Annotated in this window: 17 protein-coding genes; 10 read left to right on the top strand and 7 right to left on the bottom strand. The window is 71.6% G+C overall.

The window, feature by feature from the left end; translation table 11 throughout:
• The 4 genes from HG543_RS39760 to rsmA form a co-directional block, all read left to right on the top strand.
• On the top strand, positions 1–799 hold a 799-nt coding region (locus tag HG543_RS39760; RefSeq protein WP_169350141.1), incomplete at its 5' end, for a J domain-containing protein.
• Between the two features lie 184 nt (positions 800–983).
• The gene (locus tag HG543_RS39755) at positions 984–3,767 is read left to right on the top strand and encodes a response regulator (protein ID WP_169350140.1); all 2,784 of its coding nucleotides are present in this window, start codon (positions 984–986) and stop codon (positions 3,765–3,767) included.
• 47 nt (positions 3,768–3,814) lie between these two features.
• On the top strand, positions 3,815–4,810 hold the full coding sequence (tsaD, locus tag HG543_RS39750; protein ID WP_169350139.1) for a tRNA (adenosine(37)-N6)-threonylcarbamoyltransferase complex transferase subunit TsaD: 996 nt from the start codon (positions 3,815–3,817) through the stop codon (positions 4,808–4,810).
• Positions 4,811–4,825: 15 nt separating this feature from the next.
• Complete coding sequence (gene rsmA, locus HG543_RS39745; RefSeq protein WP_169350138.1) at positions 4,826–5,686, top strand: 16S rRNA (adenine(1518)-N(6)/adenine(1519)-N(6))-dimethyltransferase RsmA; 861 nt, start codon at positions 4,826–4,828, stop codon at positions 5,684–5,686.
• 9 nt (positions 5,687–5,695) lie between these two features.
• Here the strand turns inward: rsmA and HG543_RS39740 are convergent, their stop codons facing one another.
• Positions 5,696–5,974, bottom strand: a complete 279-nt coding sequence (locus HG543_RS39740; protein ID WP_169350137.1) for a hypothetical protein — start codon at positions 5,972–5,974, stop codon at positions 5,696–5,698.
• Positions 5,975–6,197: 223 nt separating this feature from the next.
• On the opposite strand from HG543_RS39740, the gene HG543_RS39735 reads away from it, so the two are divergent.
• From HG543_RS39735 to HG543_RS39715, 5 genes are all read left to right on the top strand, one after another.
• Positions 6,198–6,842 carry a deoxynucleoside kinase gene (locus HG543_RS39735; protein ID WP_169350136.1) on the top strand — a complete coding sequence of 215 codons (645 nt, stop codon included), beginning with the start codon at positions 6,198–6,200 and terminating at the stop codon, positions 6,840–6,842.
• A gap of 172 nt (positions 6,843–7,014) precedes the next feature.
• Complete coding sequence (panB, locus tag HG543_RS39730; RefSeq protein WP_169350135.1) at positions 7,015–7,923, top strand: 3-methyl-2-oxobutanoate hydroxymethyltransferase; 909 nt, start codon at positions 7,015–7,017, stop codon at positions 7,921–7,923.
• 2 nt (positions 7,924–7,925) lie between these two features.
• Positions 7,926–8,783 carry a pantoate--beta-alanine ligase gene (gene panC, locus HG543_RS39725; protein WP_169350134.1) on the top strand — a complete coding sequence of 286 codons (858 nt, stop codon included), beginning with the start codon at positions 7,926–7,928 and terminating at the stop codon, positions 8,781–8,783.
• Positions 8,784–8,798: 15 nt separating this feature from the next.
• Complete coding sequence (smpB, locus tag HG543_RS39720; protein ID WP_169350133.1) at positions 8,799–9,290, top strand: SsrA-binding protein SmpB; 492 nt, start codon at positions 8,799–8,801, stop codon at positions 9,288–9,290.
• Between the two features lie 34 nt (positions 9,291–9,324).
• The gene (locus HG543_RS39715; RefSeq protein ID WP_169350132.1) at positions 9,325–9,849 is read left to right on the top strand and encodes a ClpXP protease specificity-enhancing factor SspB; all 525 of its coding nucleotides are present in this window, start codon (positions 9,325–9,327) and stop codon (positions 9,847–9,849) included.
• 1 nt (position 9,850) lies between these two features.
• On the opposite strand, the gene HG543_RS39710 is transcribed toward HG543_RS39715, so the two are convergent.
• The 6 genes from HG543_RS39710 to HG543_RS39685 form a co-directional block, all read right to left on the bottom strand.
• Positions 9,851–11,662 (bottom strand): protein kinase domain-containing protein, encoded by a 1,812-nt coding sequence (locus HG543_RS39710; protein ID WP_169350131.1) that lies wholly within the window; start codon positions 11,660–11,662, stop codon positions 9,851–9,853.
• A gap of 31 nt (positions 11,663–11,693) precedes the next feature.
• Positions 11,694–12,032 (bottom strand): DUF971 domain-containing protein, encoded by a 339-nt coding sequence (locus tag HG543_RS39705; RefSeq protein ID WP_169350130.1) that lies wholly within the window; start codon positions 12,030–12,032, stop codon positions 11,694–11,696.
• A gap of 91 nt (positions 12,033–12,123) precedes the next feature.
• Positions 12,124–13,824: an HD domain-containing phosphohydrolase gene (locus tag HG543_RS39700; protein WP_169350129.1), complete on the bottom strand. Its 1,701-nt coding sequence runs from the start codon at positions 13,822–13,824 to the stop codon at positions 12,124–12,126.
• A 19-nt stretch (positions 13,825–13,843) separates the two neighbouring features.
• The gene (locus HG543_RS39695; RefSeq protein ID WP_169350128.1) at positions 13,844–14,737 is read right to left on the bottom strand and encodes a LysM peptidoglycan-binding domain-containing protein; all 894 of its coding nucleotides are present in this window, start codon (positions 14,735–14,737) and stop codon (positions 13,844–13,846) included.
• Positions 14,734–15,183, bottom strand: a complete 450-nt coding sequence (locus tag HG543_RS39690) for a FecR domain-containing protein (protein WP_171819060.1) — start codon at positions 15,181–15,183, stop codon at positions 14,734–14,736. Before HG543_RS39690 ends, HG543_RS39695 begins: the two co-directional genes overlap by 4 nt.
• Positions 15,184–15,281: 98 nt before the next feature.
• On the bottom strand, positions 15,282–16,085 hold the full coding sequence (locus HG543_RS39685; protein ID WP_169350126.1) for a carbon-nitrogen hydrolase family protein: 804 nt from the start codon (positions 16,083–16,085) through the stop codon (positions 15,282–15,284).
• Between the two features lie 209 nt (positions 16,086–16,294).
• Between HG543_RS39685 and rimP the strand changes: the two genes are divergently transcribed.
• Positions 16,295–16,452, top strand: a 158-nt coding sequence (gene rimP, locus HG543_RS39680) for a ribosome maturation factor RimP (RefSeq protein WP_369334972.1), incomplete at its 3' end; no start/stop codon positions are given.

Below are 16,452 nucleotides of genomic sequence, written 5' to 3'. Positions count from 1 at the left end.
CCCCACCCCCACGCCGGCTCCGGCCTCCACCGAGCCGCCCAAGCCGGACGAGGCGCGGCTGGCCCAGCAGATCGACCAGCGCTTCGCGGACGTGCAGGCCCGCAAGGACCACTTCCACACGCTCGGCGTCTCCCGGGACGCGACGCGCGAGCAGGTGAAGACCGCCTTCCTCAACCTCGCCAAGCTCTTCCACCCGGACCGGCTGCCGCCGACGATGCCCCAGCTGGCGCCGAAGATGACCTCCGTCTTCGAGGCCATCCGCGAGGCCTACGAGGTCCTCTACGACGACGCCCGGCGCAAGACGTACGTGCAGACGCTCCAGGCCCAGCAGGCCCAGCCGAAGACGCCCGCGCCCACCTCGCCGGCCGCGGCCAACGCCCGCACCGCGGGCCGCCCCGACAGCAGCCCGGACGACCTCTACAAGATGGGCGAGGTCTTCTTCCGCAAGCGCGACTTCACCACCGCCTTGGACCACTACGAGCGCGCCTACTCGATGGACCCCAAGCCCCTGTATCTGGCCGCTCGCGCCTGGGCCATCTACATGGACCCCGCCCGCAAGGCGGACGTGCCCAAGGCCAAGCAGCTGATGGCGGACGCCGTGCGCGCCGACCCCAACTGCGACCGCGCCCACTACCAGCTCGGCGTCATCGCCCGCGTCGAGGGCGACATGGACCGCGCCGAGCGCCACTTCCGCGAGGCCGTGCGCGCCAACTCCAAGCACCTGGAGGCCAACCAGGAGCTGCGCCTCATCGAGATGCGCAAGAAGAACCCACCCAAGAAAGGTGGCTTCTTCCGCTGACGCGGATGGCCCGCCCCCGCGCCCTCACACCGGGTGCGGGTGGCGAGGGGCTCCAAGCCGCTTGTCCGGCAGGGGGCCAACCCGGTTCCCCGTTCCCCCCAGCCATTGACACGCCTGGAAAGCGGGCAGGATGCTCCCGCGTCAGGCTCTCTGTAGAAGTCCGCAGTGACGAAAGGCAAGTAACGTGGCCAAGCAGCACCTGCTCCTGGTCGATGGTGACGCAAAGAGCCTCCGCGTGATGGAGGTCAGCCTGAAGAAGGCCGGCTTCTCCGTGACGACGGCCATCCACGGCAAGGATGCGCTCGAGAAGGTTCAAATCAGCCCACCGGACCTCGTGCTGGCGGACACGAAGATGCCGGAGATGGACGGCTTCGAGCTGTGCAAGGCGCTCAAGTCCGACGAGCGCTTCAAGTTCATCCCCTTCGTCTTCCTGACGAACCAGAAGTCGGTCGAGTTCAAGGTGCGCGGCCTGGAGCTCGGTGGCGACGACTACCTGACGAAGCCCATCTACATCAAAGAAATCGTCACCCGCGTGAAGATGATCCTCCAGAAGGCGGAGAAGGAGAGGATCGAGAAGCGGGAGACGACGAAGGGCGGCTTCGCCGGCAGCCTCGCCGACATGGGCGTGGTGGACCTCGTCCAGACGTTCGAGATTGGCCGCAAGACGGGCATCATCTCCATCCAGGGCGAGCGCACCGGCACCGTCTACTTCAAGGAAGGCCGGGTCATCGACGCGGAGCTGGGGCGGCTCAAGGGCGAGAACGCCTTCTACCGCATGCTCAACACGTTCGAGGGCCAGTTCGAGGTGCAGTTCACCTCGCTGGACCGCCCCGAGCGCATCGAGGTCTCCACCCAGGGCCTGCTCATGGAGGGCATGCGCCGCCTGGACGAGTGGGGCCGCATGCTCGAGCAGCTGCCGCCGCTGGAGACGGTGTTCGAGATTGATTACCACCAGCTCGCGGACCGGCTCTCGGAGATTCCGGACGAGGTCAACGGGCTGCTGCGCCTGTTCGATGGCAAGCGCACCCTGAGCCGCGTGGTGGAGGACTCGGACTTCGAGGACCTCGCCGCGCTGGGCATCATCAGCAAGCTGTACTTCGAGGGCCTCATCCGCGAGCTGGGCAACGCGCCGATGGAGCCGGTGCAGAGCAGCAAGCCCGGCATCGAGCAGTGGCTCAACGCGGCGCCGCCCGTGGAGCCCACGCCCGCCGCGCCTCCGCCGCCCGCCGTGGCCGAGCCCGAGCCTCCGCCGCCCGCAGTCGCGGCCGTGATGCCCCCGCCGCCCGTCGTGCCCGAGCCGCCGCCCGTGGCGCCCGTCGCTCCGGTGGAGACACCGGCCGCGCGCGCCATGCCTCCCAGCGTGCTCGCGCCGCCCGCGGGCGTGGAGGAGGAGCCCGCGGCCACCGCCGCGCCCGTCACCCCGGGGGCCCAGCCGGCCAACGTCGTCGTCTTCCCGGCGCGGCCCCGTCGCAACGACGCCGCCACCGACGCGTCGGAGAACACGCCCGCGCTGCCGCCCGCGGCGGAGGGCTCGTCCTTCCTCGTGGAGCCGCCTCCGGCCCACCGCGCCCGCGAGCACGCGCACCGCAGCCTCCTGCTGGACTGGAGCCGCGTGGACACCGAGGGCATCGGCTCCGCGTCCACGTGGGGACCTGGCTCCGTCTGGTCGCCTGGACCGCGCGCGTACTCGAGCACCAGCGGCGCGGGCCCCGCCCAGGGCGCAGCGCCCTCCGAGCCGGCGCCGACGCGCGCGCCCATCTTCGGTGGCGCGGCCGTGGCGCCCAACCCGCTGCCTCCCGTGCCTCCACCCGCGCCCGCGCCTCCCTCGTCCGAGGTGACGCTGGTGAGTGGCCGGGGCAACACGGCGCCGGGCGTGGTGCCGCCGGTGGCGCCCGTGTCCGTGCCCGTCGAGCCCATCGCCGACATCGAGGAGGTGCCGCCGGCGCCGCAGCTCGCGCTGCCGCCGTACCCGGGCCACGGCGCGCCCACGCCCGCGACGCCGGTGGCCCCCGACATCACCGAGGAGCCGCGCACCCCCAGCTCGCCGCAGCCTCCGGTGGCCGTGTCGCCGCCCGTCGAGACGAAGCCCGCCGAGACGAAGCCGGCCGACGTGAAGCCCGTCGAGACGAAGCCCGTCGAGACGAAGCCCGCGACCGTGACGCCCCCGAAGCCGGCGGAGCCCCCGCGGGCCAGGACGGAGGACGCGGCGCCCCGCCCCAAGCGCACCGGCCTGTACGTGGCCGGCGGCCTGCTGCTCATCGGCGCCGTCGCCGCGGTGGTCGGCCTGGGCGGTGGCTCGGGCTCCTCGGACCCGACTCCGCCCCCGCCGCCCAAGGCGCCGGTGGAGGCGCCCGCCGCCAACAACACGGTGAAGCCGCCGGAGACGAACACGCCGGCGCCCACGCCCACGCCGCCGCCCGAGACCGCCACGCCTCCGGCCGTCGTGGACGCGGGGACCGCCACGGCCACCGCGCCCACGCCGCCTCCGGCCGCCCCGCAGGATGCCGGCACGGCCACCGCCGAGGCGCCAACGCCCCCGGCCCCCGAGACGCCCGCGCCGACGCCCGGCCCCGCCACGCCCGCGGTGGACCCGGAGGTGGAGTACGCCAACCTCGTGAAGCAGGCCAAGTCGGCCATCGTCAGCGGTCGTCACAAGTCCGCCGCCATCAGCTACCGCAAGGCGCTGGCCCTCAAGCCCGGCTCCACGGAGGCGAAGGCGGGCCTGGGCATCGCGCTGGTGAACGGCTCCACGACGGACTCCGCCTACCGCGAGGCCGCCAAGCTCCTGCAGGAGGTCGTCCGCGAGGAGGACCGGAACGCGCGTGCCTGGCTGTCGCTCGGCATGGCGCTCCAGATGACGGGAAAGAATTCCCAGGCGGCCGAGGCCTACAAGCGATACTTGTTCCTCGAACCGACGGGAGCCTCCGCCAACGAGGCCCGCCTGATGCTCAAGGAACTGGGCAACTGAGCGGCCAGGCGGCCACCTCCCGCATCGCCTCGGAGAAGTGAGCCGCCTTGCTCGTCCTCGGACTGGAAACCTCCTGTGATGAGACCGCCGCCGCCGTCGTGGAGGACGGCCGGCGCGTGCTCGCCGACGTCGTCTCCACCCAGGTGGACATCCACCGGCGCTGGGGTGGGGTGGTGCCGGAGCTGGCCAGCCGCAACCACATCGTCCAGGTGATGCCCGTCGTCCACGAGGCCCTCACCCGCGCCCAGAAGACGCTGGACGACGTGGACCTCATCGCCGTCACCTCCGGCCCCGGCCTCATCGGCGCGCTGCTGGTGGGCGTGCAGGTGGCCAAGGGCCTGAGCCTCGCCACCGGCAAGCCCTTCGTCGGCGCCAACCACCTCGAGGGCCATCTGCTGGCCATCCGCCTCATCGAGGATGCCCCGGAGCCCCCCTTCCTCGGGCTCGTCGTCTCCGGCGGGCACACCAGCCTTTACGAGGTACAGGCCTACGGCCGCTACCGGCTGGTGGGCAGCACCCGCGACGACGCGGCCGGCGAGGCCTACGACAAGACGGCGCGCATCCTCGGGCTGCCGTACCCCGGCGGGCTGCCCATCGACCAGCTCGCCCAGAAGGGAGACCCGGAGGCCATCCGCTTCCCGCGCGCGCTGCCCGGCGACAACTTCGACGTCTCCTTCTCCGGCCTGAAGACGGCGGTGCTGCACCACGTGCGGAAGCACGGCGTGCCCGAAGGGCAGGCGCTGGCCGACCTGTGCGCGTCCTTCCAGGAGGCGGTGGCGGACGTGCTGTCGAAGAAGCTGGTGGCCGCCGCGCGCCGGCTGGGCCACAAGCAGCTCGTGCTGTGCGGGGGCGTGGCGGCCAACTCGCGGCTGCGCGCGCTGTGCAGTGAGCGCGCGCGCGAGCGGGGACTGAACATGTACCTGCCGCCGGTGCGGCTGTGCACGGACAATGGCGCCATGATTGCGGTGGCGGGGTATGAGGCGTACCGCCGGGGCCTGCGCGGGGACTTCCGCCTCGCGGCGGACCCGGCCTGGCGCATGTAGAGGGAGGGAGACCGGGTGGAATCGCCGCGAGACATCCTGAAGCGACACGGGCTGCGCCCCAAGCACAGCTGGGGGCAGAACTTCCTCGGTGACGAGGACGCCCTGGAGACCATCGCCGACGCGCTCAACCTGCGCGAGGGCGAGCCGGTGGTGGAACTGGGCCCGGGCCTCGGCCACCTCACGCGCTTCCTCGCCGCGACGAAGGCGCGCGTCACCGCGGTGGAGCGGGACAGGGACATGCTGACGGTGCTGGAAAAGGAGGCCATCCCCGGCGTGCGCGTGGTGGCCGGCAACGCCGCCACGGTGGACTTCGCCGAGGTGGCCGGCGCGCCCGAGGTGGCCGTGGTGGGCAACCTCCCGTACCACCTCACCAGCCCCATCCTCTTCCGCGTGCTGGAGCAGCGCGCCCACGTCACGCGCGCCGTCTTCACCCTGCAGAAGGAAGTCGTGGAGCGGCTCGCCGCCGAGCCCGGCAACCGCGACTACGGCCTGCTCACGGTGCTGCTCGGCATGCACTTCGACGCGGAGAACATCCTCACGCTGGAGGCCTGGCGCTTCCACCCGCCGCCGAAGGTGGACTCCGCCGTGCTGCGCCTCACGCGCCGCAAGGCCCCGCGCGCGCCCATCATCGACGAGGCCCGCTTCACCCGCGTGGTGAAGGCCTCCTTCGCGCACCGGCGCAAGACGCTCATCAACTCCATCAAGTCCGACCCCGAGCTGGGCTCGCCGGAGGTGCTCGCCGCCGCGCTCCAGGCCGCCGGAGTGGACTCGCAGCGCCGCGCGGAGACGCTCGCGCCCGAGGAGTTCGCCGCGATTGAACGCGCGCTCGGCCCCGTCGTGGAGAAGCTCCCCCCACCGAAGCTGGAGGAGGAGTAGGGCGGGGGACTAGCGCTCCCGCATCCCCAGCGCCTGGAGCAGGCCACCCTGCTGCTCCAGCCAGGCGCGGAACTCGGCCTCGGGAATGCGCATGCGCGCCAGCACGCCGCGGAGGATTTCCTCCACCGTGCCGTCCTGCCGCCGCTTCAGCTCCAGGGCCGTCTTCAGCAGCACCACGCCGTAGAGTGGGTCCGGCTCCACCGGAGGTGCGGGTTGCGTCTGGAGGGTCGTGCTCTGACGGGCCTCTTCCAGCCGCACCACCGTCTTCGCCCGCTGTCTGCCGCTCATGACCGGAGACCACCCCGCGCACACGCCAGGAAAACGCGGGGACCGTAGGGGATGCCCTCCGGAGCGTCAAGGGAGCTCGGCGTCCCGGACGGTGGGTGAGGGCGCGTGAAATTGCCGGATTCGGGCGGCCGTGGTGTGTTATCCGCCCGCATGCGCGGCCGTGTCCCCACCCACGTGGGAGCGCGGCCCCGCTGCGTGTTCCGCGGTCGGGAGGCCTCGGCGGATGGACTACCGGTACATCGTGGTCGAGGGGCCCATTGGCGTGGGCAAGACGAGTCTCTCCAACATCCTCGCCGAGCGGCTGGGCGGCCGCCGCATCCTCGAGGTGGTGGAGGAGAACCCCTTCCTGTCCAGCTTCTACTCGGACCGGCAGAAGTTCGCGTTCCAGACCCAGATTTTCTTCCTCCTGTCGCGCTTCCGGCAGCAGCAGGAGCTGTTCCAGCAGGACCTCTTCAGCGCGATGACGGTCAGCGACTATCTGTTCGCCAAGGACCGCATCTTCGCCCACCTCAACCTGGACGCCCACGAGCTGGCCCTCTACGAGCGCGTCTTCGAGGCGCTCGGGCCCCGCGTCACCAAGCCCGACCTCGTCATCTACCTCCAGGCCCGCCTGGACGTGTTGCTGCAACGCATCAAGAAGCGCGGGCGCGAGTTCGAGCGCAAGTTCGACTCGGAGTACCTGTCGTCGCTCGTCCACGCCTACAACACGTTCTTCTCCCATTACACGGAGACGCCGCTGTTGGTGGTGGACACCTCGGACATCGACTTCGTCAACCACGAGGCGGACCGGGAGGACCTCCTGGCCGCCATCCGGAAGGCGAAGCCGGGGGCCCAGCATTACCTTCCGAAGGCTTCCCGGCGGCCCTGAGCACCAGGCTCCCGCCGGGCAGGTCGTCCTCCAGGCCCCACGACCACCTGGAGGGCGTTAGAGTGCGGTCGACGGGCTCCAAAAGCCTCCGGTGAACTCCTTCCAGGAGACGGCGAGGGGCAGAGGGGTCCGTTACAGGTCGTTCAACCCGTGGACACACAGGAGGTGAACCGTGAAGGACAAGGTCACCATCCATACGCTGAAGCGCTTCAAGCAGATCGGCCAGAAGATCTGCATGGTTACCGCCTACGACGCCACGTTCGCGCACATCCTGGACCAGGCCGGCGCGGACGTGCTGCTCGTCGGGGACTCCCTGGGCATGGTGGTGCAGGGGCATGACTCCACGCTCCCCGTGACGATGGACCAGATGGTCTACCACTGCGCGGCCGTCACCCGGGGCGCGCGCCGGGCCCACGTGGTGGGCGACCTGCCCTTCATGAGCTACCAGGTGTCGACACAGGAGGCGGTGCGCAACGCCGGCCGCCTGGTGTCCGAGGGAGGCGTGGGCAGCATCAAGCTGGAGGGCGGCGCCGAGTTCGCGGAGACGGTGCGCGCGATTACCCGCGCCAGCATCCCCGTCATGGGCCACCTGGGGCTGACGCCGCAGTCCGTCCACAAGATGGGCGGCTATGTCGTCCAGGGCCGCGACGAGGAGCAGGCCCGCAGGATTCTCGATGACGCGCTGGCGCTGGAGCAGGCCGGGGCGTACGCGCTGGTGCTGGAGGGCGTGCCCATGGACCTGGCGCGCGCGGTGACGCAGAGCCTCACCATCCCCACCATCGGCATCGGCGCCGGCGTCGACTGTGACGGCCAGGTGCTCGTCTGTTACGACCTGCTGGGCATGAACCCGGACTTCAAGCCGAAGTTCGTCAAGCGCTACGCCAACCTGCACGGCTCCATCACCGAGGCCGCGGGCGCGTACTTCGCCGAGGTCCGCCAGGGCACGTTCCCGGACGAGGACCACTCCTTCAAGGCCAACAAGAACATCCGCCTCGTCGCCAACAGCCCCGCGTCTCGCGCGGAGGTGCCCGCGGCCACCGACGGCGAGAAGATGGGTCCCATCTACGGGGCACCGGTCTAACCATGGCGCCCGTCGTCCTGCGCACCGTGGCGGAAGTGAAGGCGTGGACGGCGGGGCTGCGCCGTGAGGGGCGCCGGCTCGCGCTGGTGCCCACCATGGGCTACCTGCACGACGGCCACCTCTCGCTCATGCGGGAGGGGCGCGGTCGTGCCGACGTGGTGGCCACCTCCATCTTCGTCAACCCCACCCAGTTCGGCCCCCGCGAGGACCTGTCCCGCTACCCACGGGATTTGTCAGGGGACCTGGCGAAGTGCGCCAGCGCCGGGGTGGACGTCGTCTTCGCTCCGGAGGACCCGAACGTCATGTACCCGCCGGGGTACCAGACGTACGTGGAGGTGACGGAGGTGAGCCAGGGGATGTGTGGCGAGCGGCGCCCGGGCCACTTCCGAGGCGTGGCTATCATTGTCACCCAGTTGCTGTGCCTCTTCCGGCCGGAGGTGGCGCTCTTCGGGGAGAAGGACTACCAGCAGCTGCAGGTCATCAAGGCGCTCAATCGCGACCTGCACCTGGGGGTGGACATCGTCGGCATGCCGACAGTGCGCGAGCCCGACGGGCTGGCCATGAGCAGCCGCAATGCCTACCTGTCCCCGGAGGAGCGGCAGCGGGCCCTGTCCCTATCGAGGGGACTGAAGGCCGCCCAGACGCTGCTCAAGGAGGGCACCCGGGAGGCGAGCGCGCTGGTGGGCGCCGTGCGCCGCGAGCTGGAGGCGGCGGGGCTGCGCGAGGACTACGTGGAGCTGGTGGACGCGGAGCGGCTCAAGCCGCTGGCCCAGGTGGCTCCGGGCCAGTCCGCCCGCCTGCTCGTCGCGGCGTTCAGCGGGACGACACGCCTCATCGACAACATGCCGCTAGGCGGTTAGGAGACGCGGGAGCGTATGGCATCCGGTGTTGGCAAGGCGAAAGGGCCCGGCGGTCAGTCGGGGGTGAAGGTCATTGCCGAGAACCGGCGTGCGCGCTTCGACTACACGGTGGACGAGAAGCTGGAGGCCGGGCTGGAGCTGACGGGAAGCGAGGTGAAATCGTTGAGGGAGGGCATCGCCAACCTGTCGGACGCCTACGCGCTCCCCAAGGGCGACGAGCTCTTCCTGCACAACGCCAACATCGGCTCCTACAAGGCCGCCAGCGTCTTCGACCACCTCCCCACCCGGGGCCGGAAGCTGCTGATGCACCGGGCGGAGATTGATCGTTGGACGGCGAAGGTGAAGGAGCGGGGTTATTCCATCATCCCGCTTGTGCTGTACTTCAAGAACGGGCGGGCCAAGGTGGAGCTGGGGCTCTGCCGCGGCAAGACACACGAGGACCGGCGCCAGGACATCAAGGAGCGGGAGACGAAGCGGGAGATGGACCGGGCGATGCGCCGACGCTGAAGAGGGGCGCCCGAAATTCTCCTGCCGTACACGGATGGACGACAAGAAGGGTCTCGACAAGAAGGAGCGGCTGCTGGCCGCGCTCGACCAGGGGATGGTGATGATCCACCTGGACGCGCGTCGCCCCGGCGTGCTCGTCCCCGCGTCACTCAAGGGCGAGGCCCACCTGCGCCTCAACCTCTCCTACCGCTTCGACCCGCCCGACCTCACGGTGGGGGAGTGGGGCGTGCGCTGCACGCTGAGCTTCTCGGGCTCGCGCTTCACGGTGGCGGTGCCCTGGTCGGCGCTGTTCGCCATCGCCAGCCACGTGACGAAGGAATTCTGGATGTACCCGGACGACATGCCGCCGGAGCTGCTGCAGCAGCCCGCCACGGCGCGTCCGCAGCAGCCCATGCCGGTGGTGCCCGTGGCCGCGGAGCGCCCGCGCACCTTCCTGCGCGAGGTGCCCAGCGTCGCGGGCGAGCGGGCCGGTGAGCCGCCCACCACCGAGGTGCCTCCCGAGGGCCCCAAGGACGACCCACCGACGCCGCGCCGGGGCCACCTGCGCCTCGTGAAGTGAGTCAGCGCTCCAGCCTCACCTCCAGCTGCACGGGCTCGCCGCCGCGGAAGGTTCCGTTCCACGGGCGGTAGCCCTTGTGCCGCAGCTGCACGGGGATGGGGTTGTCCGGGTAGAGGTTCTCCATGGCCACGGGCGTGGTGCCCACGTCCTTGCCGTCCACCCGCACGGTGGCACCCGACGGCTCGCTGGTGATGGTGAGCATCGGCGCGGCCGTGCGGATGTTGAGCGCGGCGACGACCTCGCGCTGGACGCGGGAGCGCTCCTTCCACAGCCATGCGCCCGTGCCGGCGAGCCCGGCCACCACCGCGAGCAGCACCACCGCGCGGCCCCAGCGCTTGCGGCTCGGAGGCGGCGCTTCCGGCCAGTCGCTCTCCGGACGCGGCGCGCGCTCGACCAGCTCCAGCGACTCGGCGGGTATCTGGAGCACGCTCTTCATCGGATCGGCCTCGGGCACTGGCTGGAGGGTGTCCGCGATGGAGAGGAAAGGAGAGGGCGGCACGCGCGCGGCGGGCGCCGAGGGCCGCGTCACCGACGCGGAGGCCGACACGCGCGCGGACGGCGGCGACGCCCCGGGCACGGACGCGCGAGTCACGGCCTCGGTGGCGGGCCGCACCCGGCCCATGGGCAGGGTGGATGAGGGCCGCGAGGCGTGAGCGGCGGCCGCCGGGGCGAACGTCGGTGAGGGCGCCGCCAGCTCCTCCGCGCAGTGGTCACACGGCGCGTGGGTCGCGGACAGGGGAAAGCCGCAGCGCGCGCAGGAGTGCACCACCCGCCCGCTGGCGCTCAGTGCCGGACCGCCCGGAAGCGCCGCCTCCCCGGGCCCCTGCTCCTCGTGCGTCCATTGGAACGCGGCGGCGGGAGCCACCGGCGGAACGACGGCGCGCGAAGCCCCGTCCGCCTCGCCCAGCGCCTTCAGAGTGGGGGGCAGCTTCAGCGTCCGCAGGAAGTCCGCGAGCGCGTGCGACGAGGCGGGCTCTCCGGCCAGGGCCAACCACCGCGCGAGCGTCTCGCCCACGGCCTCCGGAGACGGGAAGCGCTCCTCGGGGGCGCGGGACAGCATGCGCAGGACGGTGGCGGCCAGCGGCGCGGGCACGTCCGCCGGAAGCGGTGGGAGCGGACGGGACAGGAGGGAGTACGCCACCGCCATGGGCTCGCGCGCCTCGTGGAACGGATGCCGGCCCGCGAGCAGCTCGTACATGACGAGGCCCAGGGAGAACTGGTCGCTCGCCGCGGTGGCGGGGGCGCCCTGGAGCACCTCGGGCGCGCTGTAGGCCTCCTTGCCCCGGAAGATGCCCGGCTCCGTGTACGAGCCTCCTCCCAGCCGCGCGATGCCGAAGTCCGTCACCTTCACCTCGCCCTCGCGCGACACGAGGACGTTGGAAGGGGACACGTCGCGGTGGGCCACCATCACCGGGCGCCCGTCGTGCTGCTTCCGGTACGCGTGGGAGAGGCCGGCCAGGACCTGGAGCGAGACGAAGGCGGCCAGGTGCGGCGGGAAGCGCGGGCCCTGCCGCGCGGCGGCGCGCAGGAGGACGCCCAAATCCCAGCCGTCCACCAGCTCCATCACCAGGAAGAGGCCGCTGGCGTCCTGGCCCACGTCGTAGACGGTGGCGATGTTCTGGTGCTGCAGCAGCATGGCCAGCCGCGCCTCGGCCAGGAACATGCGCGCGATGTCCGGCTCCTGCGCCAGCTGCGGCAGCACCCGCTTGATGGCCACCGTGCGCTCGAAGCCCTCCGCGCGCGCCACGCCGAGGAACAGCTCCGCCATGCCTCCGGTGGCCAGGGGCCGTACGAGCCGATAGCGTCCGTTCACGGTCGGCCTCCAGGCCCGAGGGCCTTCATGCTCAGCTCGCGGGTTGGGTGACTTCGCGCAGCAGCTTCCAGGGGTAGATGCCGGTGGTGTGGCCGTCGCTGAAGGCGAAGGCCAGGGCGTAGTTGCCCACCGGGTGGACCTCCTGGATGCGGATGTCCGCGGGCACCTTCGCCGGGTCCAGCGTGCGCTTGTTCGTCCACTCGTCCACGCAGGCAGCGCACGGGCACTGCTGACGCAGCACCTGCGCGCTCGCGGCCGTCCTCGCGCCGTCGTCCCACGCCAGCTCCAGCCGGGCGCCGTCCGGAGACAGCCGGGCGTCCGTCGCGCTGACGGGCTTGGGGGCGGGCTTGATGCGGTCCCAGAAGCTCAACGTTCCACCTTCTTCGTCCGAGGTCTCAACAGCAGCGGACCTTCCCTAGCATCCTTCCAGCCCGGCGGCTGGGAGAAGCGCGAGGGACGCCTCAGGAGGCGAGCTTGACCGGCAGCCGGTGGCCCTCCAGCCGCACGCCCTGCTTCGCCAGCACCGCGCGCAGCGCCGTCACGACCTGCGGGTCCAGCTGCGCGCCGCTGAGGTTGTCGAGAATCTCCATGGCCTTCTCCAGCGGCATGGCCTTCTGGTACGGGCGCGTGGAGGTGCAGGCGTCGAAGGTGTCCGCGCACGCGACGATGCGGGCCAGCAGGGGGATGTCCTCGCCCTTGAGCCGGTCCGGGTAGCCGGTGCCGTCCCAGCGCTCGTGGTGGTGGCGCACGCACGCGCGCACCGCGCCCAGGAAGCTCACCGGGCCGATGATGGCGTCGCCGATGGCCGGGTGCTCGCGCATGATGGCCATCTCCTGGTCCGTCAGCCGCGACTGCTTGCAGAGGATGGACTCGACGATGCCAATCTTGCCGATGTCGTGGAGGATGCCGCCGTACTGGAGCTGCCGCAGCTCGCGCTCGGTGAGGTTCAGCTCCCGGCCAATCTGCACCGCCACGTCGCCCACGCGCTGGCTGTGGCCGCGCGTGTACGCGTCCTTCGAGTCGATGGAGTTGGCCAGCGCGACGATGGTCTCCAGGTAGCCCTTCTCCAGGCTCTCGTAGAGGCCGCGGTTCTCCATGTCGTACGCGAGCAGCTGCTTGCTCATGTAGTTGAACGTCTGGGCCAGCTCGCCCAGCTCGTTCTTCTGCGGCACGTCCACCTCCACGCCGAACTTGCCGCGCGCCAGCTCCAGGGCGCCCTGCGTGAAGCCCTTGAGGGGCCGGGTGAGGTTGCGCGAGAAGAGCGCCGCCAGCACCGCCGCCACGAGGATGGCGCCGCCCAGGCCCAGGAGGATGCGGCGCTCCATGGTGCCCACCTGCAGGTAGGCATGCGCCACCGGCTGCTCGGAGACGATGGCCCAGCCGGCCTCCGGCAGCACCGTGTACGCGGCCACCACCGCGTCCCGGCCCTCGCCGAAGTTGCCCACGTGGAACAGCTCCGTGTCCGGGTTGCGCTCGAGCTGGCGCAGCAGGTGCGCCACCGGGCTGCGCGCCGACACGTCCACGCCCAGGCCCGCCACGCCGCCGACGACGAGGTGCCCGTGCCGGTCCGTCAGGTACACGAAGCCCGTGCTGCCCACGCGCTCCTGCTCCAGCATCTGTCGCAGGCTCCCCAGCGACAGGTCCGCCGCGATGTAGCCCTGCGCGGGCTCGCCCACCGGGAAGGCCAGCGTCACCACCAGCTCGCCCCCGTCCGCCTCCTGCACCGCGTCCGAGTAGCGCAGCCCGTCGATGCCCTCCAGCAGCGCGCGGGCGCGCTCCTCGTGCCCGGCCAGCGCGGTGGGGGGCACGTCGTGCTTGGAGAAGGCCTGCAGCCCCGGCAGCCGCTGCCGGTCCGGGCCGAACACGGTGAGGGCCACCACCTCGCGCCGCTGCGTGAGCACCGACGCCAGGTGCGTCTGCTGCGCCTCCTTGGACAGCTGGAAGAAGCCGGGCACGCGCGCCAGTCCCAGCACCGTCTCCGCGGGCTCGCCGAGGAAGTCCTCCGCCTTGAGCCGCAGCTGCTTCACGCGCTCCTGCGCCAGCTCCTGGGCGTCGCGCACCAGCAGCTCGCGCGTATGGGACACCGACAGCCAGCCCACCATCAGCGTGGGCACGATGCTCACCACCAGCATCAGCAGGAGGATGGCTTTGAACAGGCGCACGGTACGGCTCCTCCTGTGGCTACTGCCACTGTCCCTTCATCACTTCGAGCTTGAGCTGCTCCGGCGCCAGCTCGAAGCGCCGGGCGGTGCTGGGCTCGGAGCGGCCCGCCGGGCCCACGGCGCGCACCGTCCACCGATAGCGGCCCGCCGGCAGCACGGGCAGCTTCACGTCCACCGCGGCCACGTCCTGGGCGAAGACGGAGGCGCCGTCGCTCTCGCTCGCCACGTCCACCGCGTAGCGCTCCGCCCCGGGCACCGCCTCCCAGGCCAGCTTCACCGGCCCCAGCCGGCCCGCCTTGTCCGGGCGCCGCTTCAAGAGTTCCCCGTCCTCCGGCAGGCCGGGGCGCGGCGCCACCAGGGGCGTGGCGGGCGCGGGGGGCGGGCTGCCCTTCTCCACGCGCACGGACTCGCCGACGGCGACGGGCCGGGTGACGCCCTGGGCCTCCACCCGCACCGGCGGGCCGCGGCTGACGGTGACGATGGTCGCGCCGCCATCCGCGCCCACCTCCACGGAGAAGGCGGAGGACTGCGGCGTGGGCGCCCGGACGCCGTGCTTCCCGGCGGCGTTGGCGGCCTCGGACGCCTGCGAGTAGCGGCCCGCGCGGAAGTGCGCCTCCGCCTCCTTCAGCCGCGCTTCCGCCTCCGGCGACACGCCCGCGTCACCCACCAGCGTCCGCGCCGTCTCCAGCGCCTTGCGCGCCAGCACCCGGTCATTGCCCGGCACCTTCAGCCGCGTTCCTGCGGCCACCGTGTCCGAGCTCAGCCCGTTGAGCGCCTTGATTTCCTCCGACGCGGCCGCGTCGCCCACGGTGCGCTCCGCCACCTGGCGCAGCGTCTCGTTGGGGCCCACCACCGCCGTGTCCTGCGCGGCGGTGGCCAGCCATGGCAACAGCAGGAAGAGGGGCATCCTCATTGGAAGACAATCTCCCTTCCCGCCTGGATGGTGGCTGACGGCGTGGTGACCGACAGCGACTGCGCCGCCGGCTTCTCCAGCTCCGCGTCGATGCGCCCGCGCAGCACCGTGAGGTCCGTGCGCTGCTGACCCGGCCGCGGGCGCGTCTCGGCGATGCCGATGAGCGAGTCGCTTCCCAGGTGCACCGTGCCGCCATCGCTGGCGAAGACGAGGTCCGCGCGCGCGCCCGCCTCGGTGCGCACCTTGTCGTTCTCGAACAGGGGCAGGTCTTCCTGCGCGGGGCTCCAGTCGTCCGCGGTGGCGCGCTTCACCTGCACCGCGCCCTGGAGGCCGCGCAGGTGCGCGCGCGGCGACGGCGCGGGCCGCACGGGAGCCGTGGGCGCGGAGGGCTTTTCATCGGCCGTGCAGCCCAGGGGCAGGGCCGAGAGCGCGAGCGCGAGCAACATGGGGGACCAGCGGCGTCCGTTCACGTGGGGGTTTCCGGGGACACGTGCGCAGTGTAGCTGGAATGGCCCCGCAGGGAACGGGGCCAGCCCCGTGCTCGCTAGTCGAGCCGCCGGTGTTGCAGGCAGGGCAGATTCCTGCGGATGCGCGCCTGCAGCTCCGGGTCCACCGGCGCCAGCGCCAGCCCCTCGCCCTCGGACGCCCGCGCCGTCACCAGCCCCCACGGGTCCACCACCATGGCGTGGCCATAGGTGAGGCGGTTGGCGGAGTGTCTCCCACCCTGTGCGGGCGCCAGCACATAGGCCTGGTTTTCAATGGCCCGCGCCCGCAGCAGCACCTCCCAGTGGTCCTTGCCCGTCATCAGCGTGAAGGCCGCCGGCACCGCCAGCAACGTGGCCCCGTCCCTCGACAGCCGCCGGTACAGCTCCGGGAAGCGCAGGTCGTAGCAGACCGACAGCCCCAGCCGGCCCACCTCCGTGTCCGCCGCCACCACCTCCGTCCCCGGCGCCACTGCGGCGGACTCCTGGTAGGTGGCACCGTCACCCACCTCCACGTCGAACAGGTGCATCTTCCGGTAGACGCCCAGGCGCTCGCCGCCCGGCCCGAAGAGCACGCTGGTGTTGTAGAGGCGACCGCCCGGCGCCCCGGTCTCCAGCACGCTGCCGGCCAGCAGGGTGACCTTCAGCTCCCGCGCCAGCTCGGCCATGCGGGACAGCGTGGGGCCCTCCAGGCCCTCGGCGGCGCCCGTCCGCTCCGGCTCGGGGCCCATCCAGGAGAAGTTCTCGGGGAGGCCCACCAGGCGAGCCCCCAGCCCGGCCGCCCGCCGCACGAGGCGGGAGGCGACGTCCAGGTTGTGGCTCTTGTCCGCGGTGGACACCATCTGCGCGGCGGCGATGAGGTGCATGGGCCCGTTATAACGTCCCCGGGCAGACGTGGAACCCCTGGGAATTCCTTGGGCTGTCGGGCAGGTTTCACCCCGAGCACGAGGGTGCGTCCTTCCTTTACACCTCAGAGGGGCGTGTGCTACGGACGCCCCGACATTTTTCGAAGTAGGACCTCGAAAAGTGGGCCCCGTGCCCGCTTTTCGCGTTTCTGGAGACCTGTTTCCCGGCCATGTCGGAGAAGAACATCAAGCAGACAGTGGAGGAGAAGGCAGCCGCCTTGCTCGACCCCATTGTCGCCGGTGAGGGCCTGGAGCTCGTGGACCTGGAGTTCGTCCGGGAGCGCGAGGGCTGGGTCCTCCGCCTGTTCATCGACAAGCCGGGCGGGCG

Origin of the sequence: Pyxidicoccus fallax, from assembly GCF_012933655.1 — a bacterium.
In the GTDB taxonomy this organism is placed as follows: Bacteria; Myxococcota; Myxococcia; order Myxococcales; family Myxococcaceae; genus Myxococcus; species Myxococcus fallax.
The sequence above is the reverse complement of the archived record's forward strand: the minus strand, read 5'-3'. Positions and strand labels throughout refer to the sequence as shown.

What these genes read in the sequence shown, in the direction of transcription:
- HG543_RS39740 (WP_169350137.1), bottom strand. Translation starts at nt 5,974, where the DNA reads ATGAGCGGCAGACAGCGGGCGAAGACGGTGGTGCGGCTGGAAGAGGCC.
- smpB (WP_169350133.1), top strand. Translation starts at nt 8,799, where the DNA reads ATGGCATCCGGTGTTGGCAAGGCGAAAGGGCCCGGCGGTCAGTCGGGG.
- HG543_RS39690 (WP_171819060.1), bottom strand. Translation starts at nt 15,183, where the DNA reads ATGTTGCTCGCGCTCGCGCTCTCGGCCCTGCCCCTGGGCTGCACGGCC.
- HG543_RS39695 (WP_169350128.1), bottom strand. Translation starts at nt 14,737, where the DNA reads ATGAGGATGCCCCTCTTCCTGCTGTTGCCATGGCTGGCCACCGCCGCG.
- HG543_RS39715 (WP_169350132.1), top strand. Translation starts at nt 9,325, where the DNA reads ATGGACGACAAGAAGGGTCTCGACAAGAAGGAGCGGCTGCTGGCCGCG.
- HG543_RS39685 (WP_169350126.1), bottom strand. Translation starts at nt 16,085, where the DNA reads ATGCACCTCATCGCCGCCGCGCAGATGGTGTCCACCGCGGACAAGAGC.
- HG543_RS39735 (WP_169350136.1), top strand. Translation starts at nt 6,198, where the DNA reads ATGGACTACCGGTACATCGTGGTCGAGGGGCCCATTGGCGTGGGCAAG.
- panC (WP_169350134.1), top strand. Translation starts at nt 7,926, where the DNA reads ATGGCGCCCGTCGTCCTGCGCACCGTGGCGGAAGTGAAGGCGTGGACG.